Origin of the sequence: uncultured Shewanella sp. (assembly GCF_947497935.1) — a bacterium.
In the GTDB taxonomy this organism is placed as follows: domain Bacteria; phylum Pseudomonadota; class Gammaproteobacteria; order Enterobacterales; family Shewanellaceae; genus Shewanella.
In genome coordinates, this window is sequence record NZ_CANMIO010000005.1 from 51,932 (window position 1) to 78,681 (window position 26,750).

The following is a 26,750-nucleotide window of genomic DNA, read 5'->3' on the forward strand; positions in this document are numbered from 1 at the left end:
GAGTTAGAGTAGCGCCACATTTTTATTGAACAAATAACGCCTCGGGCGCGTTGAGGAAACGACGGTGGATTTAACACTCTATGTTAAATTTTTTCTCGGCTTAATTGCGATAATTAATCCTTTTGGTTTATTACCAGTTTTTGTGAGCTTAACCAGCCACCAGACTGAAGCTGAGCGCAATCAGACGGCTAAAGTGGCCAACTTTGCCGTAGTGGTTATTTTGCTGGTAACCATTTTTGCGGGTCAACATATTCTAAACCTGTTTAGCATTTCCCTGTCAGCCTTTAGAATTGCCGGCGGAACGCTGATCGCCATTATCGCGATGTCGATGCTTCAAGGTAAACTCGGGGAAGTCAAGCGTAACAAAGAGGAAGATCGAGAGGCTTCAGGTATGGAGTCCGTTGCGGTTGTGCCTTTAGCCTTGCCTCTGATGGCCGGACCTGGTGCCATTAGTTCGGTGATCGTGTCAGCAGCCGAGCACAATAGCCTAGAAAACTTGATTGGCATGTCTATCACAGTGATCCTCTTTGGTTTACTTAGTTTTTCTCTGTTTAGAATGGCACCGATAATTTTTAAAATATTGGGTAAAACAGGGATTAACGTCATTACTCGTTTAATGGGTCTATTGATGTTATCTATCGGTATCGAGGTGATTGCTGCGGGTGTGAAAGGCTTTTTCCCAGGTTAATCGACCTTGGATCTATAGTTAGTAAAAAGGCACCTAGCGTGCCTTTTTACTTGAGAGCCTAGCAAGGATTTGGAAAAGCTTAAAAATCGCTGTTAAAATCCATCATAGAGTGTGTTTTTGCGCTAAACAGGTGTTGGTGTAGCCTTGCTGCAAAGCCGTCTGTCATACCTGATATATAATCGGCAATCACTCTATGGCTGTTTTCACCTAGCTCTTGACTTACAAGCCAACGCTCCTGAGTATTTAGTGGCAGTAGTCGCTCAGGATCTGAGATAAATGCCTCAAATAGCTCCATGACTATCTGTTGGCCTTTATATTCAAGCATCTGAATTTCTGGCTTACGGATTACATATTTATAGACAAACTTCTTCAAGACCTTCAAAGCCTGATGAAAGTCTGGCTCAAGTGCAGCGTTATATCTCAATAACGGGTCTTCGAAGCCATCGACTTCAATAATCGAGATTGCAGTGACAAAGCCATTGACTAAGGTCCCAATCGCGTCTTTACGCAGATGGTGTTTGGCGGAAAATAGTCGCTGGCTGATGGTTGCAAATTCATTTTTTAACCATGGATCATGACTTTGTGAAAGTGGCTGTGAAACATCTGTCTGCCATTGCTGTTCACTCACAATCCCCATCACAATAGCATCTTCTAAATCATGGACAGCATAGGCAATATCATCGGCCAGTTCCATTATGGAGCAGTCCAGAGACTTATAGCGAGTTCGTTTGTGTTTGACGTCTTTTACAAGATGACTCGATAGGAGTAGCATTCTATCTTGCTGGGACAGTGGGGCTAATACCCAATCTAAGATCTCTTTGTCATCGTCGAAAATCCCTTTTACTGGTGGCCACTTAGAGGGCTTTAGCTGTCTGAAATCTTCAACGATCGTCTCAGGAGTGTCATCGCAGAGCTGAGAGTATAATCCCGGGTATTTTAAAATTCCCAACAGTGTACGACGGCAAAGATTCATGCCGTAATGCTCGGTATAGGGTTCAAGTCGAGTTAATATACGAAATGTCTGTCCATTACCTTCGAAACCACCGTGCTTACGCATCATATAGTTAAGTGCGACTTCGCCTCCATGACCAAAAGGGGGGTGACCTATATCATGGGCTAAGCATAGAGATTCTATCAAGCTCATTGAGTTTAATAATGGGTTATGTTGCGGCTGTTTCTGTTTTAATTGAGCTCTTATGCCGGTGCCTATTTGCGATACTTCAAGAGAGTGGGTGAGGCGTGTACGATAAAAATCATTCATACCTACGCCTAATACTTGTGTTTTTGCCTGAAGGCGCCTAAAGGCTGCGGAGTGAAGTATGCGCGCGCGATCACGCTGGTACGGGCTTCTATGGTCATTACGTCTTTGTTTATCTTCCCCTAGGCGTCTTTCATTCCATACCAATTGTGTCATATCTATTCCTCAAGCAGCTACAGAAGCTTATTTATGTCATCGAGATCTAGGGTGAAGCTTGGGATAAAGCACTCAATAAAATAATTGACTGCTGGGTTAGGGTCATTTTTTAGGCTTTGCTCTAGTCGTTTTTGCGCGGTATTAAACTCAGTATTGCCGGCACGCTTTTCTTCAAGACATTTGAGGTAGGCACATAGGGTATCGGCAGACTTAACTAATGCTTTATATTCTTGATCGGCATGTTCACTGGTCAGCAGAGCTTGATAATCTGCTTTAAACTCATCGGGCACCATCTCAAGCAAGCGTTGCTCGGCGATGGCTTCAATTTTTTTGTACTCCGCTTCTATCTCTTTATTGAAATACTTAACCGGAGTCGGCAGATCACCGGTGAGGATCTCACTGGCATCATGAAAGATTGCGATGGTCGCAACTTGATAAGGGTCGTAGTTGCCTTCAAATTTTTTGTTGCTAATTAAGGCGAGAGAGTGCGCTACCATAGCGACTTGGAGCGAATGCTCTTGAACATTTTCAGTTCTAACGTTGTACATCAGAGGCCAGCGTTGAATTAATTTCATTCTTGCTAGGTGGGCAAATAGGTGGCTCATCGGATCCCTTTGAAGTTAGGAGTTGAACCATTTCAGATTAGCATAGTTAGAAAACAAAAAACGACCCTAAGGTCGTTTTATTTTACTGTGTTTTATTAGTAGCTTACTATTTTTTATTAGTAGTTACTGTCTATAGTCAGCTAAGAAATCACCAAACTCTGACAGGGCTTTATTTAGTTCTTCTTTGTATGGCAAAAATACTACACGAACATGATCCGGTTCTGGATAGTTAAATGCAGAGCCCTGTACTAGTAAGATTTTACGGTCTTTTAATAAATCTAATACTAATCGCTCATCATCGCGTAGGTTGAATTTCTTCTGATCTAATTTAGCAAAGGCGTACATAGCACCTTTAGGTGTCTTTACGCTGACACCAGGAATAGAGTTAAGCATTTCTACGCAAGCGTCACGTTGTACTCGTAATCGTCCTCCTGGCTGTACTAACTCTTGAATGCTCTGATAACCACCCAATGCAGTTTGGATTGCGTGTTGGCTTGGCACGTTGGCACACAAGCGCATAGAAGCCAACATATCTAGGCCTTCAACATAGCTTTTAGCAGACTTTAAGTTACCAGTCAGCATCATCCAGCCCATACGGAAGCCTGCAGCACGGTAAACTTTTGAAAGGCCGTTAAAGGTAACAGTTAAGATATCGTCAGATAGACTGGCAGCTGGAATATGTACTGCATCATCATACAAAATTCGATCGTAGATTTCGTCGGCAAACAGAATCATATCGTTCTGGCGACAAAGCTCGATAACTTCAAGGATGAGTTCCTTTGAGTAGACTGCACCTGTTGGGTTATTCGGGTTAATTAGCACAATACCGCGAGTTCTTGGGGTGATCTTGCTCTTGATATCTTCAAGATCTGGGAACCAATCCGACTCCTCATCACAACGGTAATGCTGTGCTTTACCGCCAGATAAGTGAACTGAAGCGGTCCAAAGCGGGTAGTCAGGTGACGGAACCAGTATTTCGTCACCACTGTTTAACAGGCCTTGCATAGCCATGACGATTAGCTCTGAAACGCCATTACCGATATAGATATCTTCGATATCTACACCGAAAATCCCCTGAGACTGATAATGTTGTACGATTGCCTTACGTGCAGAAAATAATCCCTTAGATTCGCAATAGCCCTGAGCACTTGGTAAGTTAAGAATAACGTCGCGTACGATCTCTTCAGGGGCTTCAAATCCAAATGGTGCTGGGTTGCCGATATTTAGCTTTAGGATCCGGTGACCTTCGTCTTCGAGTCTACGTGCTTCTTTATGCACGGGACCACGGATGTCATAGCAAACAGAATCTAATTTATTGGACTTGATAATAGGGCGCATCTACACCTCGAAAATGCATAAAACTTGAGTCAAAAAGGACTTTTTCATTGTTGCAGGCACAATAGCTAAATTTGTAAGACAAATAAAGGATTAATTCACTGATTTGCTAGACTTAAACAGAGTAACAATCTGTTGAGGGCGGTTGGTTATGAGTGTTTTAGGTTTTTATACTGCGGTGGCGCGATGGTGTAGTCGTTAGTATGGCTGTTTGTACATTCTCACTATTTTAAGACTAAATCATTTATTTGTTAGCTGGATCGAGTTATTTAGACATTATACTAATTGTATTAAGAGTCTGTTCATTCAGTGGGAATTCAAAGCGCTGAAGGCAAGCGGGGAACTTGAAGCTAATAGTTATTCTATATCGAGAGTTTCTGGCGAAGCATGCAGTGCTTTGAAGCCCACCCTGAGGGAAGTGCTCAATCATTCCACTTCTGCTTTGCATTGACTCACAAGGGAACAACCATTCTGTCGTTCATGCACCTTGAATTGAAAAGCTTGAGTGCTTCTGAATTGATTCAATCCTTAATACAATTGGTATTACTAATGCGTAATAAAAAAGCCAGCGTAGACGCTGGCTTGATAAAACGGTTTTAAAAAATTAAACGCGTTTCTTGAATTCGTTGGTACGAGTATCGATTTCGATCATGTCGCCAGTTTTAACGAAATCAGCAACACTTAGCGTACCGCCACCAGTGATAGTAGCAGGCTTCATTACTTTACCAGAAGTATCACCGCGAGCAGAAGGCTCTGTGTAAGTCACTTCACGGACAACTGAAGTTGGTAGTTCAACTGAAATTGCTTTACCTTCATAGAAAGTTACTTGGCAATTCTCTTCCATACCATCAACGATATACGCTGCTGCATCGCCTAAGTTCTCTGCTTCAACGTCGTACTGGTTGTACTCAGAATCCATAAATACATACATAGGATCTGCGAAGTAAGAATAAGTACAATCTAGACGCTCTAGAATGATATCTTCCATCTTGTCTTCACCTTTAAAGGTGCTTTCAGTAGTAGAATCTTGTAGAACGTGCTTTAGTTTCAATTTAACGATTGCAGCATTACGGCCTGAACGAGTTGTTTCAGTCTTTTGAACAACCCATGGGCTGCCATCTAACATGATCACGTTACCTGGGCGGAGTTCATGAGCAGTTTTCATTACACTATTTCCTATTTTAGGTTTTTTCTATTTAAACGTAGTATCTTAGCTATTTTTGACGAATTGAACTAGTCGAGAAGCAAGATCTACATCATTTATTGCATCGATTGGCCATTGTTTTGTGTGTTTAACGAGTAGCAAATCGATTAAATTAAATTGTTGCCAGCTGTGGAGCGCTTCATCTTGGTGCCCTGAGTTAAAAGCACGATTAAGCGATTTCCATGTTTCAGCTAATTCCGGCGGCAGATTATTACAGTAAAGCTGCATAAAGGCATCTAATTTTATTAGATGATAGTCATCTTCTTGCTCATATATGTGCCAAATGAACGGTTTTGCAGCCCATTGAGCCCTCAAGAACGAATCTTCGCCCCGAACAATATTAAAATCACAGCTCCAGAGTAGCTTGTCATAACCCTCTTGATCTGTCATAGGCAAGATATGAATAACTAAATTATCTAAAGGAATTTGCATTCCTGGTGTCAATTCATCAATAGAGCAGGGCAGTAACGTTTGTAAACTATTGAGGCTTCTGCCTTTAGGGATCAACGCATGAGTCTTAGTGTCGTTTGTTTGCCAATGTTTACAAAGGGCTAATAGCGCACTGGATTCATAGCTAAACACACTAATAACCGTGTCGTTCTGTGCAATACCTGATAATCCTAATGATTTAAACAAGTTTTGACGGTTTTGATTATCAAGTTGCCAACGTGCTCTATCTTTAAATAGCGATTTTTCACAGATAAGCCCGCCAGTTTTATCGCTAAATCCTGGGAAATAAAAATATTTCTTAATTCCGCTGGCCTGCATTGAGGGCAATCCATGGCATCCTTCGACCCATGACTCAGCACTTAGATACTCGAGATTTAACCAAAGCGGAGGGTTAGCTGCTTTAGGATTTTGTTTATGCGTGAATTGTAATTCATCGAGGGTGCGTTTAACTTGCTCGGGTAATTCACAAGCAAAAGCTTCAATGAGTACATCACCAATTTGATAATCGAGGGCTAAAGGCGAAGTCCATTGATTGATCGTGACTGTTGAATGAACCTGAGTGACTAACTCGGGATCTAGCTGTGGCAATATATGAGAGAAGCTTTTTAAATCATCAACCCAAAGAGTGATCGCTAGTTGATACTCTTCTGCTAATTGCTTGGCGAGACGCCAGGTGACACCAATGTCACCGTAATTATCAACTACAGCACAGAAAATATCCCAACGCCCACTGGCATTATGACTCGCCATATTTAAAAACTCTTTATCATCGGCTTAACTTAACAAAGCCTAACAAGCTAAATCTTTACAAGACAAAAAAGCGGCATAGAAATATGCCGCTTTACTAGGGTCAATCAAACACATATCTGTATCTAATCTATAAGCTCACTCTTAACATTGAGCTTAATTCTGAAACTTGAAGTTTAGTCTTCAAGCTCAGCTAAACACATCTCGTCATAGATCTGCTTAACCCATGCGTCAACACGCTCTTCTGTTAGTTCAGGTTGACGATCTTCGTCGATACCTAGACCCACAAAATGCTTGTCGTCTGCTAAACCTTTCGATTCTTCGAAATCATAACCTTCAGTTGGCCAGTGACCGATTACGATAGCGCCACGGGCTACAACGATTTCGTTGACCATGCCCATCGCATCAAGGAAGTACTCAGCGTAATCCTCTTGATCGCCACAACCAAAGATTGCGACTAACTTGTCTTCGAAGTTGATCTGCTCAAGGTCAGGGAAGAAATCATCCCAGTCACATTGTGCTTCACCATAGTACCAAGTTGGAATGCCGAAAATCAGCAGATCATAATCTGCGATTTGTTCCTTGGTACTTTTGGCAATATCTTTCACCTCAACCATTTTTTTGCCCAGTTTCTTCTGGATCATTTTGGCGACGGCTTCGGTGTTGCCTGTATCAGACCCGAAAAAAAGACCTACAGTTGCCATTGTTGTTCCTTTAATATCTAGTTAACTATTAATGGTATGCGTGCATTTAAACTGGGTTAGTTATTAACCAGCTTTTGCAGTATAGATTCGATTAGTTGGCTGCGGCTGATATTACTGGCCAAAGCTTGTTCATTCAAGGCGTCATACAAATCTTGTGACACCTTTAACTCTATTCGTTTTAATCCGTTCGCTCGATCACGCTGAATTTGATTTCTTTTATTAATTTTGAGCTGTTGGTCCCGTGGCAAAGGATTGCTGCGGGGCCGACCACGTCGCTTTTCTGTTGCGAACAGATCAATGGTGGTTCTATCTGATGTTTCTTTTGCCATTGAGTTCGTATTTAACCGATACCTGAGCCTTCCCAGGTCATCTGTATAATCCCTTTTGCAATAAACCCGGCACAGCCGAGAAATAAAACGAGCCAAACGATGTTACGTCCAAACTTAGGTACATTGCCCTGTTTGAGTACATCTCGGATGGCCATACCAATAAAAAAGAAAATGGCTGCAAAAAACAGGTTTAAGCCAAGGGACTCAATCTGTTCCATATATTGCATTAGCATTTGCCATTCCTTCCTAGGCCAAAAAAGTTGCGCGAATATACCATATAAGTTTTCGAGCGGCTATATGCTTTATGCCTTTCTAGCGCGAAATGTGGTTCAATCGGCGGTTATAAAATCTTTAACTATTCGATTGAATATGGCTGGTTTTTGCGCATGTAACCAATGACCTGTTCCCTCGATAGTTTTTGCTTTAACCGTTGGAAACTGGGTCATGATAGCTTGTCTGTGCTCTGTGGTAACGTAATCAGAATCTCCACCCCGAACAAAAAGGCAGGGGCCTTGGTAATGACTGGAAAAATGTGGCCAATCAATAATATTGGTATAGCTTGCCTTTAATCCAGAGAGGTTCATTTTCCAGCCAAAACCTTGTTCTGCTCGGGTCAGAGACTTTAATAAAAACTGTGCTGTACCATCATCCACACCACAAGTTTGCATATGAACAAGTGCTTGACGGCGATCTTTTAACTCCGTCAATGGCATAGACTCTAAAGCGGCAAAAACCTTGTCATGACGGCTTTGGTAGGCAACGGGTGCAATATCGGCAACGACCAGCTTTTTGACCAAGTGCGGATAATTGAGTGCTGTAGCCATAGCTATCTTACCGCCCATGGAGTGACCTATGAGAATCGCCTCTTTACAGTCGAGCTCCTCAATCAATTGAGCCATACTATCAGCCAACGTTTGATAGCACATGTTAGCAACCTGCGGACTATTACCGTGGTTGAGTACATCAATGCGAACAACAGTAAATTGCTCTTCGAGTTCTTTACCTAAAGCCTTGAGGTTATCAAGGTCCCCAAACAAACCATGAATGAGGATAACTACTGGGCCTTGACCACTGATCACATAATGCATTGTCTTTCCGATTACTGAGTCGATTGGCGCAGATTGTGCCTCGTATTCAGTTAAATTCCAACAGAGGCCGGGTAAATGGTCATTCATTGCTGAAAAAGTAAACATACTTTGCTTAGTAAATAGGATCTTTCTTCTCTGGATCGCAGTTTTCATTTAATGACGCTTTATCAAGGCCCTAAACCTCGCTACACTGAGCTGATAATTCGGGACAGTTATGCGATTTTTTGCATTTAAGAACACCGATCCGCTTTTCTACTTAAGGAAGATAACCGTTATGAAGTATATCGAAGTTGATGAAGAGCTTTATCGACACATCGCCAGCAAGACAGAACATATTGGCGAGAGCGCTTCGGATATTTTGCGCCGTATATTGGGATTAGAAGTTGAGTCAGTGGTTCAAGCTGCGCCTGAAGAGATCAGTCATCCTAGCCTTGAACAATCTTCACCTAAACCCGTAAAAGTGGCGAAAGCGGCAACTAAGCCTGTTTCTGATTTTACCAACCTGATTGACGCCGAAGCATTAGCTGCGCAAAAAGGTGCAGTGGGGCGTTTTCTATTTATTCTGGATACAGTTTATAGAGCGTCGACTAAACAGTTTGAACAGGTATTACAAATTCAAGGCCGTGATCGTTTGTATTTTGCAACGTCGAAAGACGCACTGTTAAAAGCCAGTAAGTCTGCTAATCCAAAAGAGATTGGACACAGTGGTTTCTGGGTAACGACCAATAATAATACCGCCAAGAAGCGCACTATACTTTCAGAAGTCTTGCTACAGTTTGGTACAGACGAATCGCAAGTTGCCGATATCATAGAAAAAATTTAACGACATAAAGCGTTAACGTAAAACATATAGACTTACCGTATATGAACTGATTACGGTAATAGAAGGAGAGGGACTTGGCTATACATAAGAGAGCTGGATTGATTGCTGAGCAAAAGGATTTGGTCAATATCCCAAAACTCGTTAGCCTGTATTATTGCTTATCGCCCGATGTGGACAATGTGAGTCAAAAAGTCACGTTTGGTACCTCGGGCCATCGCGGTAGTGCTGCCAAAAGTAGCTTTAATGAAACGCATATTCTTGCTATCGCACAAGCAGTTGCTGACTATCGTCTGCAAGCTAATATCAAGGGTCACTTGATATTGGGCATAGATACACACGCATTGTCACAACCTGCAGCAATGTCGGTTATAGAAGTATTAGTTGCTAACCAGGTAAGCGTTGTTATACATCAAAATGATGGTTTTACACCGACCCCCGTAGTTTCTCACGCTATTATTAATGCTAATTTGAATAAGAGCGATAACGACGATTTAGTGGATGGCCTCATTGTTACCCCGTCGCACAATCCACCACAAGATGGTGGCATTAAATATAACCCACCACATGGCGGCCCTGCAGAAGGCGAGATCACGACTTGGATCGAAGATAAAGCCAATGCATATTTGGCTAATAATTTAGTCGGTGTTAAGCGTATCAGCTATGTTGAAGCGCTTAACAGTGACTACCTTATCGAAGAAGACTTCATCACGCCCTATGTCACCGACTTAAATAGTGTTATCAATATGCAAGCGATTGCAGACGCTAAGGTTCGTTTGGGTGTTGATCCTCTTGGAGGTTCAGGTGTTCACTACTGGGCACCGATAGCTAAGCATTACGGTATCGATATCACAGTACTCAATACTCAGGTCGATCCTAGATTCAGTTTTATGCCGCTAGATAAGGACGGTAAGATCCGTATGGATTGCTCGTCACCCTATGCAATGGCAGGCCTACTAGAGCATAAAGACAGTTTTGATCTTTGCTTGGGCAATGACCCTGACTTTGACCGCCATGGTATTGTGTGTCCAGGCAGCGGTTTGATGAATCCAAATCACTTCCTTGCGGTTGCAATAGACTATTTGGTGACACATCGTCCAGAATGGACAGAGCAGATGGTGATAGGAAAGACACTGGTATCGAGTGCCATGATTGATAAAGTCTGTCAGATGCACAACAAGCAGATGTCAGAGGTGCCAGTCGGCTTTAAATGGTTTGTAGATGGGCTTGCCAATAGCGAGTTTGCCTTCGGCGGTGAAGAAAGTGCCGGAGCAGCCTTTTTAAAAATAGATGGTAGCACTTGGTGTACCGATAAAGATGGCTTTATTCTGTGTCTACTTGCGGCTGAAATTTTGGCTGTTACCGGAAAATCACCTCAACAAAGATACGATGAACTCGAAGCCAAATTTGGCCAGAGTTTTTATCAGCGTATCGATAGTCCGGTGAGTCTAGAGGATAAAGCTAAGTTTTCGAGAATTAATGCCGACTCGGTCAGAACAGAGACACTTGCTGGTGATGAGATCTTACAGAAATTAACTCACGCTCCTGGTAACAATGCAGCCATAGGTGGCATTAAAGCGGTGACTGAAAATGGCTGGTTTGCTGCTCGACCATCTGGTACAGAGGCGCTATTTAAGCTTTATGGTGAAAGTTTTGTTAGCCAAGAGCATCTTACTTGCTTACTAAAAGAAGCTCAGCAGATTGTGGCTGAAGCGCTGCAATAAACTAAATAAAAATGTTTGTAAAAGCGTTTAAATGTAAAGGCACCGTTCGGTGCCTTTTTTATTGAAAACTGTTATCTAAGTTTTTTATAAAATTAATAGCTTATGTGGCAACTCGGTAACTGGTTTTTAGCCAAGTAATCTTGATGATACTCCTCAGCCTGATGGAACTGCTGACAGGGAACAACTTCCGTCACTATTTGACGAGAGCCCCATTTCCCACTTTTAATCAATGCCAGTTTACTGGTTTCAGCTAGCTGTTTTTGATTTTTATCATGGAAAAAAATTGCGCTTCTATATTGGCTACCGATATCGCCACCTTGTTGATTCAATGTGGTGGGATTATGGTTTTGCCAAAACACCTCGAGTAAGCTCTGATAACTGACAATACTAGGGTCGTACTCCACTTGTACAACTTCTGCGTGACCTGTGGTACCCGTTTTAACCTCTGTGTAGCGGGTGAAACTGTCCTTGCCGCCCATATAACCGCATGTACAGCCCACGACACCTTCAACTTCTCTGAAAAAGTATTCAACTCCCCAAAAACACCCTGCGCCGAATGTTGCCAATGCCATTACTGTCTCCTTATTAAATACATCTTAAATAGCCGTTTGGATGGCTAGATGGCTTTATCTTGTTTTATTTTTTGCCTTTAAGCAAGTAAAAACATGCATGGCTGATGATTTGTTGTACGACAGAGGCTAAAAAGGGTACGGGATACAGCAGGCAATTATGCTACTATCGGTGGCAGAATTAGCGAAGCTAGGTGTTACAAATACCCGCGGTATTTGAAATTTCTGCCAAATAAAGCTGACATGAATAATAAGGAGTAGTTTGTGTTTCAAGAATTGAAACAGTCTAAGGACTTTTTAGCGTTAACCCTCGCGCACCCACAATACTTAACAGAAAGCTTTGAATTTGATCTGGCTAACCAAGTCCATGTAGAGGTTTGGGATACCGGCGTTATCATGTTTGAACCTAAAGGGGTTAAGCATACTAAGGATCTCGTCTTATCTTGTGCCGTTCACGGTAATGAGACTGCACCTATTGAGTTGTGTAACGACCTAATGACGCAATTGCTTGATGAGCAACTTATCCTTAAGCAGCGAGTATTGTTCCTTATTGGTAATCCTCCCGCTATCCATAATGGCACCCGTTTTGTCGATGAAAACCTTAATCGATTATTTAATGGTGCCCATTCACTTGGTGAAGGGCTTTGTAACCCTGAGCGTGTAAGGGCACAAAAGCTTGAGCAATATGTGGACAAGTTTTTCAGCGGCCACTCGGGTGAGCGTCAACGAATGCATTATGATTTACATACGGCAATTCGCGGCTCTAAGCACGAGAAGTTTGCTATTTATCCTTATCGTGGAGATAGAAAGTACAGTAAAGAGCAGATCATGTTTCTCGAATCCTGCGGCGTAAATACCATTCTATTCCACCATGAACCCACTACCACCTTTAGTTATTTCTCTTCTGAAAATTATCATGCTGATGCCTTTACTATTGAGCTAGGTAAAGTGTTCCCCATGGGGCAAAATGATATGACTCGCTTCATCGCGATGAAAGAGATGCTAACCCTATTGATGTGTGGTGAAGATCTTAAGTTACCTAGCTTCGATATGAAGCGTTTGAACCTTTATCAAGTTTGTCGTTCGGTAAATAAGCGATACGATGATTTTGAATTTACCTTCACCAACGATGTCGAAAACTTTACCGCTTTCCCTAGAGGCTACACTTTGGCGAAAGAGGGCGGGATTGAGGTGAAGGTTGAGCATGAGTTTGAATCCATAGTATTCCCTAATGCTAAGGTACCAGTAGGGCAGCGGACAGTCTTGTGCTTGAAGTCCGCAGATGAAAGTTGTTTAGACTAGGTTCAAACTGAATAACTGTGCATGTAAACCAATATATACATGCACAGAGATGCTTAGTTGTCGTTTCAATGATGGGAAGTATTGAGAGTTAGTTTACGTTAACGTAATGTTCTTCCCGCGTATTAAAATAGAAAGGTGCTGTTTTTCGTCTAACGGCACCCTCAATAACAAGAGCACATTATGAGCAACGCAACAACGAATGCTGAAACAGTACATCGCGTGAGCTTTTTAGATAAAGATTCACTGGCGATCCCCATTTTAAAGATTCTCCAAGCGGACGGTACCGCTTATGAAGAGGCCGTATTACCGGTTATCGATGAAACCTTAGCGGGTAAAATCCATGATACCTGTGTTTTTACTCGCGTATTGGACGAGCGTATGTTGGGGGCGCAGCGTCAAGGTCGAATTAGCTTTTACATGACCTGTACCGGGGAAGAGGCATCGATAATTGGCAGCACCGCAGCACTCGATCAGGGTGATGTGATCTTGGCCCAGTACCGTGAACATGCCGCGCTTCGTTACCGCGGTTTTACCACTGAGCAGTTTATGAATCAGATGTTCAGTAATGAAAAAGATTTTGGCAAGGGCCGCCAGATGCCAATCCATTACGGCAGTGAAGCCCTTAATTATCAAACCATTTCCTCTCCACTTGCAACACAGATCCCCCAAGCTACGGGCGTTGCATATAGTCTTAAAATGCAAGGGAAGCGAAATGTAGCAATCTGTTATTTTGGTGAAGGAGCTGCCTCAGAAGGTGACTTCCACGCCGGTTTAAATATGGCTGCTGTGCTTAATTCGCCAGTAATTTTCTTCTGTCGTAATAATGGCTATGCCATCTCAACACCTACAGATGAGCAGTTTAAAGGTAACGGTATTGCAAGTCGCGGTGTAGGTTATGGTATGCATACGATTCGTGTCGATGGTAACGATATGCTGGCAGTACTCGCTGCAACTCAACAAGCCCGTGCCTATGCGTTAGAACATAATGCCCCTGTGCTAATAGAAGCCATGACCTATCGATTAGGTGCTCACTCATCTTCTGACGATCCATCTGGGTATCGCTCGAAAGATGAAGAAGCTAAATGGCAACAGCACGATCCAGTGAAGCGTTTTAAGCTCTGGATGATTAATAAAGGCTGGATGGATGAGCAGAGTGATGCCGATCTCTATGTTAAGTACCGAGAAGAGGTGCTGTCTGAACTTAAGGTCGCTGAAAAAGTCCCAACTCCTCATATCGATAGCATTATCGAGGATGTATATGACACACCAACCCCCATTCTGAAGAAGCAGCTAGCTGACTTAAAAAACCATGTAAAGAAGTATCCAGAATCTTATCCAAAAAGCGCAGGGAGAGTATAAGCCGTGGCTCAGATGAATATGTTGCAAGCCATTAACCAAGCCCTAAGCTCGGAAATGGAAGCGGATAAAAAAATGATGGTGTTCGGCGAAGATGTCGGCCACTTTGGTGGAGTGTTTAGAGCAACTTCGGGTCTACAGGAAAAATTTGGACGTGAGCGTTGCTTCAATACACCGTTAACCGAGCAGGGTATTGCCGGTTTTGCCAATGGATTAGCATCAAATGGTATGACGGCGGTTGCTGAAATTCAGTTTGCCGATTACATCTTCCCAGCTATTGACCAAATCGTTAATGAGAGCGCTAAGTTCCGTTACCGCAGTGGAAATGAGTTTGATGTTGGCGGCCTTACATTTAGAACGCCATATGGCGGTGGAATTGCAGGCGGTCATTATCACTCGCAATCACCAGAAGCTTATTTTACCCAGACTCCAGGTCTTAAGGTTGTCGTGCCACGCAACCCAGAACAGGCAAAAGGCCTGTTGATCGCCTCAATCCGCGATAAAAACCCGGTGATCTTTTTTGAGCCAAAGCGTTTATATCGCGCATCGGTAGGTGAAGTGCCTGAGGGCGATCATATTATCGAACTTGGTAAAGCCGAAGTCGTTAAGCAAGGCACAGACATCACCTTACTTGGCTGGGGCGCCCAGATGGAAATCCTAGAGAACGCCGCCGAGATGGCTGCTAAGAAAGGGATCTCATGTGAAATTATCGATTTAAGAACGCTTTCACCATGGGACGTTGACACGGTAGCTGCATCGGTTAAAAAAACGGGACGTCTATTGATCAACCACGAGGCACCGCTTACCGGAGGCTTTGCAGGCGAAATTGCAGCAACGATTCAAGAAGAGTGTTTCTTGTATCTTGAGTCGCCGATAGCACGAGTGTGTGGCCTAGATACGCCGTATCCTTTGATCCACGAAAAAGAATATATGCCAGATGCGTTAAAGACGTTTGAAGCGATTAAAGCTTCAGTTAAATTTTAGGAGCCAGCCATGATTAAAGATTTTATCCTTCCGGATATCGGCGAGGGCGTTGTCGAATGTGAGCTGGTTGAATGGTTAGTACAAGAGGGTGATAGTGTTGTCGAAGATCAACCTATCGCCGATGTCATGACCGATAAAGCATTAGTGCAAATTCCTGCTCCTAACTCTGGTGTCATTACCAAGCTTCATTATGCTAAAGGCGAAATCGCTAAAGTACATGCACCGCTTTATTCGGTAGATGTTGCTGAAGAGGGACAAGTTACAGCGAATGTTTCAAGTGATGAGACGCATAGCGTCAAAGTAGAAACAACGAATGCCAATGTAGAAGTAACGAATACAAAGTCAAATGCGTTAACGTCAGGTGTAACGATCGAAGAGTTTTTACTACCCGATATTGGTGAAGGAATCGTTGAGTGTGAGCTAGTCGAGTGGCTAGTCAACGAAGGTGATATGGTCGTTGAAGATCAACCGATAGCCGATGTCATGACTGATAAGGCTTTGGTACAAATACCGGCGATTAAAAACGGCAAAATTGTAAAGTTGCATGTTCGTAAAGGGCAGCTAGCAAAAGTCCATGCGCCACTGTTTGCCATTGAAGTTGAGGCCGAGGTTGGGCAGTCGCAAGCCTGCTCACCTGAAATCGCAGAGCCTGATGCACCGACTCAAGCTTTAGAGCCTGTGCCGCAAGGCAAGGCCTTAGCAAGCCCAGCGGTTCGCCGCTTAGCACGCTCATTGGATCTCGATATCTCAACTGTGCACGGTTCTGGTAAGAATGGCCGCGTCTATAAAGAAGACGTTGAACGTCATTATGCCAATGCTGGCAAGTCGAATGTCTCAGTTGCACAACAGCCAGTAGCTGCATCAGTTTCAAAGCAAGCAGAGGATATTCAGCAGTCAAGCCATCGCCAAGCCGATAGAATCGAGCCGATAAAAGGGGTTCGTGCGGTCATGGCGAAGATGATGACTGAATCGGTATCGACTATTCCGCACTTTACCTACTGTGAAGAGTTTGATTTAACTGAATTGGTCGCACTTCGTGAGAGTATGAAGAAAAAGTATTCGACCGATGAGCTGAAACTTACCATGATGCCTTTCTTCATGAAGTCGATGTCACTGGCGCTATTACAGTTCCCAGATATGAACAGCCAAGTGAATGAAGATTGTACCGAGCAGACCTATTTGGCGAGCCATAATATTGGTATGGCTGTAGACTCTAAGGTCGGCTTGTTAGTGCCTAACGTTAAAGATGTGCAAGACAAAACTATCTTGCAAATCGCTGCGGAGATCACTCGCCTGACAACCGCTGCGAGAAGTGGGCGTGTATCACCAAACGATCTGAAAGGTGGCAGTATCTCCATTTCAAATATCGGTGCCTTAGGTGGTACGGTAGCAACGCCTATTATCAACAAACCTGAAGTCGCAATCGTCGCACTGGGTAAACTGCAAGTTTTACCTCGTTTTAATGACAAAGGTGAAGTTGAAGCGCGCAAGATGATGCAGGTGAGCTGGTCTGGGGATCATCGTGTTATTGATGGCGGTACCATTGCACGCTTCTGTAATCTGTGGAAGCTTTACCTTGAGCAACCGCAAGAGATGCTGTTAGCGATGCAGTAAAAGATGTAAGACTCTTTAAAAGGCGCTAGTAATAGCGCCTTTTTTCTTCACTGCACCGCTATAGGAGTTTTAAATTTGTAAACTATTCCGTATAATTCCGCTAATCTGTTATTGCCCGTTGGTTGTACTATGAGCGCGTTTGTCCCAAGTATCGAGAATATTGAATATCCTTTCCCGCCAAAGCCTGTTCCTTTATCTGATCTAGAAAAAGCCGAATCAAAAGCAAAAATTAAACAGCTTTTAAAAGATAAAGATGCTGTGCTTGTAGCGCATTATTATACCGATCCTGAGATCCAAGCTTTAGCTGAAGAAACCGGTGGTTGTGTTTCTGATTCTTTAGAGATGGCGCGTTTTGGTCGTGATCACCCTGCAAAAACCTTAATCGTTGCTGGCGTGAAGTTTATGGGCGAAACGGCAAAGATTTTAAGTCCAGAAAAGACTATCTTGATGCCAACACTGGAAGCGACCTGTTCTTTAGACATAGGTTGTCCAATTGAGACATTCAGTGAGTTTTGCGATGCGCATCCTGATCACACTGTCGTCGTATACGCCAATACTTCAGCTGCGGTAAAAGCCAGAGCAGACTGGGTAGTGACATCGAGCATTGCGCTTGAAATCGTTGAGCACCTAGACAGTGAAGATAAAAAGATTATTTGGGGCCCAGATCGCCACTTAGGTAGCTACATCGCTAAGCAAACCGGTGCCGAAATGTTGATGTGGCAAGGCGAATGTATTGTTCATGATGAGTTCCAAGCTAAAGCGTTACGTGAGCTTAAAAAGATCCACCCAAATGCAGCTGTATTAGTGCATCCAGAGTCTCCTGCAAGTGTGGTAGAGCTAGCTGATGCAGTGGGCTCGACTAGCCAACTGATCAAAGCGGCGCAAACCATGGAAAATGATACTTTTATCGTGGCTACCGATAAAGGGATCTTCTATAAGATGCAGCAAGCTGCACCCGAGAAGAACTTGATTGCAGCCCCTACTGGCGGTAATGGGGCAACTTGTAAGAGTTGTGCTCATTGCCCATGGATGGCGATGAATGGCTTAAAAGCTATCGAAAGTGCTTTAGAAAATGTGGACGCTGATCAGCATGAAATTTTTGTCGATGATAGCTTACGCTTAGATGCGTTAAAGCCATTAGACAGAATGCTGAATTTTGCACAGACACTGAATATGAAAGTAAAAGGTAATGCGTAAATCATTTCTGTGCCAATTTCCACATCCTTGTAGTTAGTGCATTAACCGACTATTTGTATATAGGAAACAAAGCCCGTTAAGACGGGCTTTTTTTTTGCCCAGAATTTAATAAAGTTGTTTACCTAGAGTCACTTTCGACTATGCTAGTGCAACAAATAATAATATTTAAACAGGGTTGTTTAACATATGAAGCGGACCATCATTGCTAATCTAAGCTTAAAGCAGAAGTTTTTTGTCCTTATCTTGCCGCCACTCATTGCATCTGTCGTTTTCGGCGGTCTCTACGCTAAGACTCAATACCAATTAAAGAGCGAGCTTACTGATGTGCTGGTGTTAAGTGAATTGGCTCAGGCCAACAGCAACTTGGTTCATGAAATCCAAAAAGAGCGAGGCATGAGTGCTGGATTCATCGGCTCCCAAGGTCAGTCGTTTTCTCAGAAACTGCCACTGCAGCAAAATGAAACAGACATTTTAATAAAAAGCTACCAGAAATTTCTCAATAGCCATGAGCTCCCTAATACATTTACATCACAAATCGCGCGAGTAGAAAACCTGCTTAGACAGATCCCTGATATACGAGCTCGTGTTGAAGGCTTATCTATTACTGTCGCCGATGAAGTTAAGTTCTACACCCAGCTTAATTCGTTATTGCTCAGTATTGTGGATTTGACGGCAAATAATGCTGCTAACCAAGAAATAGCAATAAGAGCCGCGGCCTTTTCCGCATATTTACAAATGAAGGAAAGAGCTGGCATTGAACGGGCTGTTCTCAGCTCAACCTTTGGCAATATGGGTTTCAAAGAAGGTGTTTATCGCCGCTTCGTGACATTAGTTGCAGAGCAGGCAAGCTATCAAGAGCGTTTCTTGGCTCTAGCTGATGAGCAAAGCAAGATAAACTACCAAACATTGTTAGATTCAAATGCAGTTAAAGATGTTAGCCAGTATAGAAATATCGCTTTTCAACAGGTAGCTTCTGAAATTTCATTACAGCAAGCTGAATCTTGGTTTCAAACGTCAACCCAACGTATTGAGCTATTGAGAAAATTTGAACATGCACTGTCAAACGAGCTTATTTCCGTGACCAATCAGCGTTTAGCTTCGGCCACACAAAGTTTTTACACCGCATTATTAGGGCTACTGTTGGCTGCAGGCATTGTACTGACGCTTTCTATCTCGGTACTGCGCTACATTCATGGCAGTGTTGCCAATTTGCATAACTGTGTCACTCGAGCTAGGGCAAACTTTGACCTTAGTATTCGTATCAATCAACAAAGCAACGATGAATTCGGTGAGTTGGCTCTAGCCTTTAATGACATGATGTCTGATTTTGAACGGGTGATTGAACATGTACGCAAAAACTCGACCTCTTTATTGTCTGCCGTTTCTCAGATGGAGCAGTACTCTACACAACTACGTCAAGATGTAGAGCAGGGCCATGGCGAAGCAGAACAGGTCGCTTCTGCAATGACTGAGATGAGCGCTACGGTTGCCGAGATCGCCATCAATGCCGAGCGTGCATCTGAAGCCTCGACCCAAGCGAACAGTGAGGCGAAAGAGGGAAATGCTGAGGTCGGTCGTACCAGTAATGCTATTGCTGTACTCGCTGACGACATTCGTGATTCAGCACAGGCATTGCAACAACTTGAACAAGATATCCAAAACATTGTCACCGTGTCAGATGTGATCAGTGGCATTGCTGAGCAGACTAATTTACTGGCTCTCAATGCTGCAATCGAAGCGGCAAGAGCCGGGGAATCGGGGAGAGGTTTTGCCGTAGTCGCCGATGAAGTACGTGGCCTTGCTCAACGGGCACAAACTGCGACGGGGGATATTAAGTCCATGACTGAGCGTTTACGTAGTGGTGCCAATACCGCAGTATCTGCGATGGATAGAGGGACTAAGCAGACTAATGAGAGTGTGATAGAAGCAAACCGCGCCAATTGCGAGCTCAATAAAATTGTCGAGCATATTGGTGTTATTGAGTGCATGAACGAGCAGATCGCGGCATCGACGCATGAGCAGACGGCGGTTGCTGAAGAAGTAAATCGTAATGCGCTTAAAATTAGCGAAATCTATCTACAAACTCATAGCGTAGCAGATCAGCTAAGCTCTCTAACAGATAAACTGGTCGAGGACACGACTGAGATGTCGAAAGAGGTGAAAAAGTTCAAGTTAAGTTAATCCTTTAGCCATTTTGGCTGAAACTGGCTAGCAATTACGCAAACGTTTGAGATTAAGGCTATTTGGCTTGACGCAATTGTGCCTTTTCAGTAAAGTAGCGCTCCGTTGTCCGGCAAATATTTTTTAATTTATTTCTTCGGCAACCGTGGTGATTATCCACGCAAAACTAATTAGTTTGGTGAGCTGGCTGAGTGGCTGAAGGCGCACGCCTGGAAAGTGTGTTTAGGTTAATCCCTAACGAGAGTTCGAATCTCTCGCTCACCGCCAAATTCTGAAAAGCCCGTTATCGCAAGATAACGGGCTTTTTGCTGTCTGCAATTTTAATTTTTACATTAGTTTACTAAAACGATAGTGCAGTTTGTATAACAGCTGTTATTACCAATCAGTATAAGAATTTGATCTACTCAGAGCGATTTTTGGCAAACTAATTCAAGGCGAATAGCTGCAATAGTGGTTACTCCCTTATAAAGCTATTCAACGCAGAAGTAGGCAGCCAAAAACCCGCCAGAATGGCGAGTTTTAGCGGTTCTGATGCAGTGACTCTTAATGAACAAGAGGGAGCTAAACCCTAGTTCAACGATGCTCTTCACTCGTTCCAAACCACATGGTCTTGTATGTTCCTGACATATATAAGACATTTCCTCCACTGACCCATAGGGATATGGGAAATGCCTTCAAAGCGTATGGAACGCTTAAGGCCTTGGAGGTCAGATGTGGTGAATGCCATTTATGCACGACTATATGGATATAGGAGGTACGAGACTAAGGATGGTCGAAGGTAGAATAATGCAGGAGTTATTATCGAGAGTAACACAGGAGCAGTTACCGAGGGGCACTTAATTTCCTTGCCTTAGAACCGCTAAACTCTCGCTGAGCGACTATATGTTTATACTGATTGGTATTAGTCGCTACTACATTGCAAGTGGCACGATTAGAGTGGAGCTGGATTCAAGTGAGAAGGCATTAAAAACGATAGTTAGGGGGAAAGTAAATCTACAGTACAAGTTGGCGTACCGGTGAACTGTAGATTTAGTTGTCTGAGCTAAGGTATTAAGCTTAAGTGTGAGATCTTAACTTCTAGTGCCTAGTAGCGTCTAGTGCTTCGTTTTAGCGCTTAGCTGCATAATCGAAAAATTTTCTATGCATGGGGCCGGCGCTATTGGCATTTACCTTGTTGAGATGCTTATGTTCCTTCCAGCAAGCGACCCTTCTGCCAATGTTTAGATGTGGAAACCGAGGGGCTCCCTCGAATGCCACACCTAAAAAACCAAGTAGCTCGGCTAAACTGTCTTCATGACTGATGTCGATACAGATTAAATCATCTCGACCTGCAAAATAATCGAGTACTTGTTCTTTGTGCTGTAAGTAACAGCTTTCAAGGTGTGCAGCGTCATCGGGGATCGCTGTACTAGTTAATTTAAAAGTCTCGTTAAAACTGCGTTTAAGAACCGGGTTAAATATTCCAGTCTTAGGATCTAGATCTGCTTTCATCTTGTTGATTAGCATCTGCATTGAGGGGATCCATAGAGCTAGCTCTCGCTCTAGATAAACGAATTTAGCATTGGGGAACAGCTTGTCTAATTGCTTATAATCGTTAAAGCAGGGAGCATCAGAGACAATATCGGCTAGGTGGAATGCCTGTTGAGTGTAGGCTGTATGGGCAACCTTAAAACCATAATCTAACATCGCTACGCTAATACTGGTGGTGCCAGTTCGTGGTAGCCCAATGATAAAAACTTTATTCATAACAATCCAATTATAGTAATGCATTTCTAGCTAACAGGACTGAAACTGCTCAGTTGTGCTAGAGGTTATCGGCTCTGGTTTAACCACCAAACTCATTTTGTCTAACTCATTGCGCTAAACGCTTCGATAAACTTGGTGGACAAGAGAGCTGATGTAAAAAATTAAAGATAAATAGGCATATAAAAGCTAGAGTAAAGGGCTGAATAAATAGAAAATGCGTTCGGCCCCACGACTGGCTATTGAGCGTTTCCGCCACTGCTCGGAGCAGATCTTATCCGCGTTTTTAAGGTATTCTTGCTGTACCTGCTCAAGCTTTTCGGTAAAACCAAGATTATCGACCGCAAGGGTTACTTCGAAGTTGAGCCATAAGCTGCGCATGTCCCAGTTAACGGTGCCAATTAAGCAATGATTACTGTCGATGACAACGGATTTGGTATGCAGCAGACCGCCTTTAAAGCGATGAATATTAACGCCAGCTTCTAAAAGTTCACTAAAAAACGCTCGACTTGCCCATTCAACCATTAATGAATCATTCTTATCTGGCACGATGATATCGACTTTGACGTTGCGTTGCGCAGCAATGATCAGCGCCATATGCAGGTTGTCACTTGGCACAAAGTAGGGGGTCGTGATGACGATACTTTTTGACGCTTGGTAAATACTTTGCAATAGGACTCGATGGATCACCTCTTCGCGCATACCCGGTCCTGAAGGAATGACCTGAACCAAGTCAGTGATCTCTGAGTCCTCATGAGATAAGCATTTAGGTTGTTCGGGTAGAAAACGCTCATTGGTTTCGACTTCCCAGTCCCAGGCATGGATGCTATTCAGCACAGGGACAGAAGTACCTGTGATCCGAACCATCACATCAATCCATTCTCCGACGCCAGCGTCTTGATTAAAATACTTAGGGTCGACTAGGTTCATTGATCCGGTATAGCCAATTTGATTATCGATGACGACGATTTTTCTATGAAGCCTAAGATCTAATCTTCTAAAGAACATACGAATAGGAGACACTTCGAGGGCGCTAATCACTTGAATGCCGCTTTTTTTCATTAATTTTGGCCAATGGCTCTTGAAGAAATGTCTGCTACCCGCAGCATCCAGCAATAACCGAACTTTTACCCCTCTAGCGGCACTATTAATTAGAGCGTTAGCCACATCATCGGCACGCCCGCCAGGATGCCAGATATAGAATTCGAGTAGAATCGTTTCACTCGCCTGGTTGATATCTTCAATTAGCTTATCTAAGATTTCATAAGTTTCACTGCATAGCGTGAGGTGGTTATCGGCGAGTGCGGGGATCCCTACTTGTTTCTCACAAATGGCACTTATCGACTGCCCATATAGACTGGCGACATGTGGGCGATATTGTCGGTATTCATAGAGTTTTTTAAACCACTCACCGTAGGGTTTAAACATCAGCTCTGCACGAACCGCTCTTTTCTTACCTAAATTTAACTCACCAAACAGCAGGTAGGCGAACGCACCACCTAATGGCACGATATAAATAATCATTAGCCAGGCTAAAGACACGCCAATAGAACGCCGCTTTGCTACTACGCGAATACTAATACCTGCAATAATAAGCCAGTAGAAAAACACGCCAGCTATGGTTAGTAGCTGATAAAATTCATACATATTGTGTTTGATAGTCTTACCTTTAGTCGCATAAATCAGGCGCTAAGCGATGATTTAAGCTAACTAACCTCTTAATTGAATGATTATGTGACTAACACTAAGAAGCTATTATAATGAAAAGATTACTTTAAATCTAAGTACAGAGTTGAATAAGTCCATTATGGCAAAAATTATCCGAAAGCTTATATTTTTGACGCTTATTGCAGGCCTAGCGGTTGTTATTTACGTGTATGACGCTTCGGTTATCCCTACCGAAGATATACTGGTGACAAACAAGATTGGTCCGAGCCCGGCTGTTCAGTGTATTAGCCAACCCGCAAAAGGTGCCCTCGATAGGTATGGGAAACTCGATGTAACAACTTGGAATCTTTATAAGCAAAAAAATGACGGATGGGATGAAACGTTAAAGCAGCTTGCTGAGCGTTCTGATTTACTTTTACTGCAAGAGGCTCAGTTAACTCCAGAGCTAAAATCATTCGTTGAATCTCAAGAGTTATCCATGTTGCTTGCTAAAGCATTCAGTTTTGATAATGAGCCCATTGGAGTGATGAATCTAACACGAGAGTCTGCGACGAGTAGCTGTGTTTTTAGAAAAGCTGAGCCTTACATTAATTACCCCAAGTCGATGTTGATCTCTTATTACTCTTTATCCGATAACAGCCAATTGTTGGTCGCTAACATTCATAGTATCAACTTTACTTTCGGCTTAGAGGATTATCTGGCTCAGTTACGTATTGTGGAAGAAGCCATCAAGGGTCATCAAGGGCCAGTTATTTTCGCTGGCGACATGAATACTTGGAGCGATGAACGCTTTAACTCTGTTAAGCAACTCGCTAAGCGCTCAGGTCTAATTGAGGCCATACCAAATGTAGACTCTAGAACTCGTGTCCTAGGCCATAATCTTGATCATATCTTTTACAGGGATTTAGAATTAGTTAAGGCTGAATCTATTATCACATCGAGTTCAGATCACAACCCGGTCAAAGCCTATTTTCGTTTAGAAAAGAACCGCCCGTTAACATAATTAGTTCGGTAAATTCATGCCGTTCTCAATTTTTAGCACACCATTTTAGCACGCCAGATTACACAGGAATTTATATGGATAACGCGCATGCGTTGCTTAGCCAATATTTTGGTTTTCAGCAGTTTCGTGAAGGGCAGGAAGAAGTCGTCCAAAACATTTTAAATGGTCACAGCGCTGCGGCTATTTTCCCAACGGGCTCAGGTAAGTCCCTTTGTTACCAGTTACCGGCCTTAGCCTTGCCTCACTTAACCTTAGTCGTCTCGCCACTGCTCGCCTTGATGGATGATCAGTTGCAGTTTTTAAATAAAAAAGGGATTGAAGCCGCATCTATCGATTCTACTCAGACCAATGAACAGGCGAGTGCGGTAATTGAAGGAGTGACCTCTGGGCATATTAAGATTTTAATGATCTCTGTAGAGCGTCTAAATAATGAACGCTTTAGACGGTTTATCTCATCAGTACCTATTTCGATGCTTGTCATCGATGAGGCCCACTGTATTTCTGAGTGGGGGCATAACTTCAGACCCGACTATCTCAAACTCCCAGCTTATCAGAGACAACTGCAGATCCCCCAAGTTCTGCTACTAACAGCAACAGCAACCCCTAAGGTGATAGAGGATATGGGGAAGAAGTTCGGCATCGCAGAGCAATGCGTTACCTTAACGGGTTTTTATCGACCGAATTTAAATCTTCAAGCATTAGGGATCCCATCTTCAGATAAGCTCAATTACCTCAACGATTGGCTTTCCGCAAGAAAAGAACAAAGCGGCATTGTTTACGTGACATTACAGCAAACGGCTGAGTTTATCGCAGATGCATTGGTTAAGAAGGGCTTCTCTGCTCTTGCATATCATGCTGGGATGGACAGTGATAAGAGAAAATCGATTCAATCACAGTTCATGGCTGGCGACGTTCCAATCATCGTTGCCACCATCGCGTTTGGAATGGGAATTGATAAGAGTGATATTCGCTTTGTCGCGCATTACGATCTCCCTAAGTCCATAGAGAACTACGCTCAAGAGATTGGTCGTGCTGGACGAGATGGTTTTAGTTCTGACTGCCTAGTATTAGCTAATAGAGATAACCTGAATGTGTTGGAAAACTTTGTATATGGTGACACACCAGAGTTAAGCGCGATTGAACATGTTATCGATGAAATAAAGCGCGAAGCTCAAACCAGTACAGTATGGGAAGTGATGCTTAACCCTTTGTCTAGTGCATCCAATATTCGCATTTTGAGCTTAAAGACGCTACTTGTGTACTTAGAGATGTTACGGGTCATCAAGCCAAAATACAGTTATTTCGCCGAATATCGTTTTAAGCTCTTGTGTCCAATAGAGCAAATTTTAGAAAAGTTCGATCCCGATAGACAGGTCTTTATCAATGCGGTGCTTGATAGCTCTCAAAAAGCTAAACTTTGGTATAGCGCCAACTTTGAGGCATTGGAGCAAAAAATCCCTAGTAGCCGAGACAGAGCGATAAAAGCGTTAGATTACCTGCATCAAAAACAGCTTATCGAATTACAAAGTAAACAGTTAACCCAAGTTTATGAAATCTTGAGCGCCAATATAGATGACTCTTTATCTTCCAGACTTTTTAATCGTTTTAGTCTCAAAGAGCAAAGCGAAATTACCCGTATTAATCAGCTGGTGGATTTTTTTGATAGTGAGACCTGCTTAAGTTTGCAATTAGCTCAATACTTTGCTGATCCTCGCTTAAGCGAACCATGCGGACACTGCAGTGTATGCAATGGTTTGAGTGCCAAATTACCCGTCGCCGCAGCGTTAAAACCTTTGAGTGAGTTCGACTTTGATGGGAACTGCCATGATGCGATAAATAAGCTTGGGGTACATGTGAGCCCGGTTTTACTGACGAGATTTCTGTGTGGATTAACTACTCCCATGTTTACCAAGTTAAAAATGCGACAACTTAAAGCTTTTGGGAAATTTGAGCATTATCGCTTTGCGGATATCTTGTCGTGGACTCAAAGCCACTTGAAATAATAGAGAATAATTCAGCCCTCCT

Annotated in this window: 23 protein-coding genes and 1 tRNA gene; 12 read left to right on the plus strand and 12 right to left on the minus strand. The window is 43.1% G+C overall.

The annotated features are described in order from the left end of the window. The first annotated feature begins 64 nt into the window (after positions 1-64). A complete protein-coding gene (locus tag Q1A86_RS07250; protein ID WP_299804779.1) occupies positions 65-688 on the plus strand; it encodes a YchE family NAAT transporter in 624 nt (207 codons plus the stop codon). Positions 689-767: 79 nt separating this feature from the next. Here Q1A86_RS07250 and Q1A86_RS07255 read toward each other — a convergent pair whose 3' ends face one another. The 9 genes from Q1A86_RS07255 to Q1A86_RS07295 all read right to left on the minus strand — a co-directional run bounded on the left by Q1A86_RS07255 (position 768) and on the right by Q1A86_RS07295 (position 8,564). Continuing rightward, entirely contained in the window at positions 768-2,102 is a 1,335-nt protein-coding gene (locus Q1A86_RS07255; RefSeq protein ID WP_299804782.1) for an anti-phage deoxyguanosine triphosphatase, read from the minus strand. A 17-nt stretch (positions 2,103-2,119) separates the two neighbouring features. Next, entirely contained in the window at positions 2,120-2,707 is a 588-nt protein-coding gene (gene yfbR / locus Q1A86_RS07260) for a 5'-deoxynucleotidase (protein WP_299804785.1), read from the minus strand. Positions 2,708-2,830: 123 nt separating this feature from the next. Then, positions 2,831-4,045: a pyridoxal phosphate-dependent aminotransferase gene (locus Q1A86_RS07265; protein ID WP_299804788.1), complete on the minus strand. Its 1,215-nt coding sequence runs from the start codon at positions 4,043-4,045 to the stop codon at positions 2,831-2,833. A gap of 601 nt (positions 4,046-4,646) precedes the next feature. After that, positions 4,647-5,207 (minus strand): elongation factor P, encoded by a 561-nt coding sequence (gene efp / locus Q1A86_RS07270; RefSeq protein WP_299804791.1) that lies wholly within the window; start codon positions 5,205-5,207, stop codon positions 4,647-4,649. 45 nt (positions 5,208-5,252) lie between these two features. After that, complete coding sequence (gene earP, locus Q1A86_RS07275) at positions 5,253-6,446, minus strand: elongation factor P maturation arginine rhamnosyltransferase EarP (protein ID WP_299804794.1); 1,194 nt, start codon at positions 6,444-6,446, stop codon at positions 5,253-5,255. Positions 6,447-6,619: 173 nt separating this feature from the next. Continuing rightward, positions 6,620-7,147, minus strand: coding sequence for a flavodoxin FldA (fldA, locus tag Q1A86_RS07280; protein WP_299804797.1), 528 nt, complete (start codon positions 7,145-7,147; stop codon positions 6,620-6,622). Between the two features lie 56 nt (positions 7,148-7,203). Next, positions 7,204-7,476 carry a LexA regulated protein gene (gene ybfE / locus Q1A86_RS07285; RefSeq protein ID WP_299804800.1) on the minus strand — a complete coding sequence of 91 codons (273 nt, stop codon included), beginning with the start codon at positions 7,474-7,476 and terminating at the stop codon, positions 7,204-7,206. 11 nt (positions 7,477-7,487) lie between these two features. Next, positions 7,488-7,709 carry a DUF2788 domain-containing protein gene (locus tag Q1A86_RS07290; RefSeq protein WP_012155289.1) on the minus strand — a complete coding sequence of 74 codons (222 nt, stop codon included), beginning with the start codon at positions 7,707-7,709 and terminating at the stop codon, positions 7,488-7,490. Between the two features lie 96 nt (positions 7,710-7,805). Further along, positions 7,806-8,564, minus strand: coding sequence for an alpha/beta fold hydrolase (locus tag Q1A86_RS07295; RefSeq protein WP_299805319.1), 759 nt, complete (start codon positions 8,562-8,564; stop codon positions 7,806-7,808). Positions 8,565-8,838: 274 nt separating this feature from the next. On the opposite strand from Q1A86_RS07295, the gene seqA reads away from it, so the two are divergent. Both seqA and pgm read left to right on the plus strand, forming a co-directional pair. Then, on the plus strand, positions 8,839-9,387 hold the full coding sequence (gene seqA, locus Q1A86_RS07300; protein WP_299804818.1) for a replication initiation negative regulator SeqA: 549 nt from the start codon (positions 8,839-8,841) through the stop codon (positions 9,385-9,387). A 74-nt stretch (positions 9,388-9,461) separates the two neighbouring features. Continuing rightward, positions 9,462-11,108 carry a phosphoglucomutase (alpha-D-glucose-1,6-bisphosphate-dependent) gene (gene pgm / locus Q1A86_RS07305; protein ID WP_299804821.1) on the plus strand — a complete coding sequence of 549 codons (1,647 nt, stop codon included), beginning with the start codon at positions 9,462-9,464 and terminating at the stop codon, positions 11,106-11,108. 92 nt (positions 11,109-11,200) lie between these two features. Here pgm and msrA read toward each other — a convergent pair whose 3' ends face one another. After that, positions 11,201-11,680: a peptide-methionine (S)-S-oxide reductase MsrA gene (gene msrA / locus Q1A86_RS07310; protein WP_299804824.1), complete on the minus strand. Its 480-nt coding sequence runs from the start codon at positions 11,678-11,680 to the stop codon at positions 11,201-11,203. Between the two features lie 261 nt (positions 11,681-11,941). On the opposite strand from msrA, the gene astE reads away from it, so the two are divergent. The 7 genes from astE (at position 11,942) to Q1A86_RS07345 (ending at position 20,578) form a co-directional block, all read left to right on the plus strand. Further along, positions 11,942-12,979, plus strand: coding sequence for a succinylglutamate desuccinylase (gene astE, locus Q1A86_RS07315; RefSeq protein ID WP_299804826.1), 1,038 nt, complete (start codon positions 11,942-11,944; stop codon positions 12,977-12,979). A 180-nt stretch (positions 12,980-13,159) separates the two neighbouring features. After that, positions 13,160-14,338, plus strand: a complete 1,179-nt coding sequence (locus tag Q1A86_RS07320) for a thiamine pyrophosphate-dependent dehydrogenase E1 component subunit alpha (protein WP_299804828.1) — start codon at positions 13,160-13,162, stop codon at positions 14,336-14,338. Between the two features lie 3 nt (positions 14,339-14,341). After that, complete coding sequence (locus Q1A86_RS07325; protein ID WP_299804831.1) at positions 14,342-15,319, plus strand: transketolase C-terminal domain-containing protein; 978 nt, start codon at positions 14,342-14,344, stop codon at positions 15,317-15,319. A 9-nt stretch (positions 15,320-15,328) separates the two neighbouring features. Next, positions 15,329-16,933 carry a dihydrolipoyllysine-residue acetyltransferase gene (locus tag Q1A86_RS07330; RefSeq protein ID WP_299804834.1) on the plus strand — a complete coding sequence of 535 codons (1,605 nt, stop codon included), beginning with the start codon at positions 15,329-15,331 and terminating at the stop codon, positions 16,931-16,933. A gap of 129 nt (positions 16,934-17,062) precedes the next feature. Further along, a complete protein-coding gene (gene nadA / locus Q1A86_RS07335; RefSeq protein ID WP_299804837.1) occupies positions 17,063-18,130 on the plus strand; it encodes a quinolinate synthase NadA in 1,068 nt (355 codons plus the stop codon). Positions 18,131-18,316: 186 nt separating this feature from the next. Further along, entirely contained in the window at positions 18,317-20,311 is a 1,995-nt protein-coding gene (locus tag Q1A86_RS07340) for a methyl-accepting chemotaxis protein (protein ID WP_299804840.1), read from the plus strand. Between the two features lie 177 nt (positions 20,312-20,488). Continuing rightward, a tRNA-Ser gene (locus tag Q1A86_RS07345) sits at positions 20,489-20,578 on the plus strand. An 840-nt stretch (positions 20,579-21,418) separates the two neighbouring features. On the opposite strand, the gene Q1A86_RS07350 is transcribed toward Q1A86_RS07345, so the two are convergent. Beyond that, positions 21,419-22,057 carry a sulfotransferase gene (locus Q1A86_RS07350; RefSeq protein ID WP_299804843.1) on the minus strand — a complete coding sequence of 213 codons (639 nt, stop codon included), beginning with the start codon at positions 22,055-22,057 and terminating at the stop codon, positions 21,419-21,421. Positions 22,058-22,243: 186 nt separating this feature from the next. Beyond that, positions 22,244-23,701: a cardiolipin synthase gene (cls, locus tag Q1A86_RS07355; protein ID WP_299804845.1), complete on the minus strand. Its 1,458-nt coding sequence runs from the start codon at positions 23,699-23,701 to the stop codon at positions 22,244-22,246. Between the two features lie 160 nt (positions 23,702-23,861). Between cls and Q1A86_RS07360 the strand changes: the two genes are divergently transcribed. Beyond that, positions 23,862-24,725, plus strand: a complete 864-nt coding sequence (locus Q1A86_RS07360; RefSeq protein WP_299804847.1) for an endonuclease/exonuclease/phosphatase family protein — start codon at positions 23,862-23,864, stop codon at positions 24,723-24,725. A gap of 74 nt (positions 24,726-24,799) precedes the next feature. Continuing rightward, the gene (locus Q1A86_RS07365) at positions 24,800-26,728 is read left to right on the plus strand and encodes an ATP-dependent DNA helicase RecQ (RefSeq protein ID WP_299804850.1); all 1,929 of its coding nucleotides are present in this window, start codon (positions 24,800-24,802) and stop codon (positions 26,726-26,728) included. Positions 26,729-26,750 lie beyond the last annotated feature (22 nt).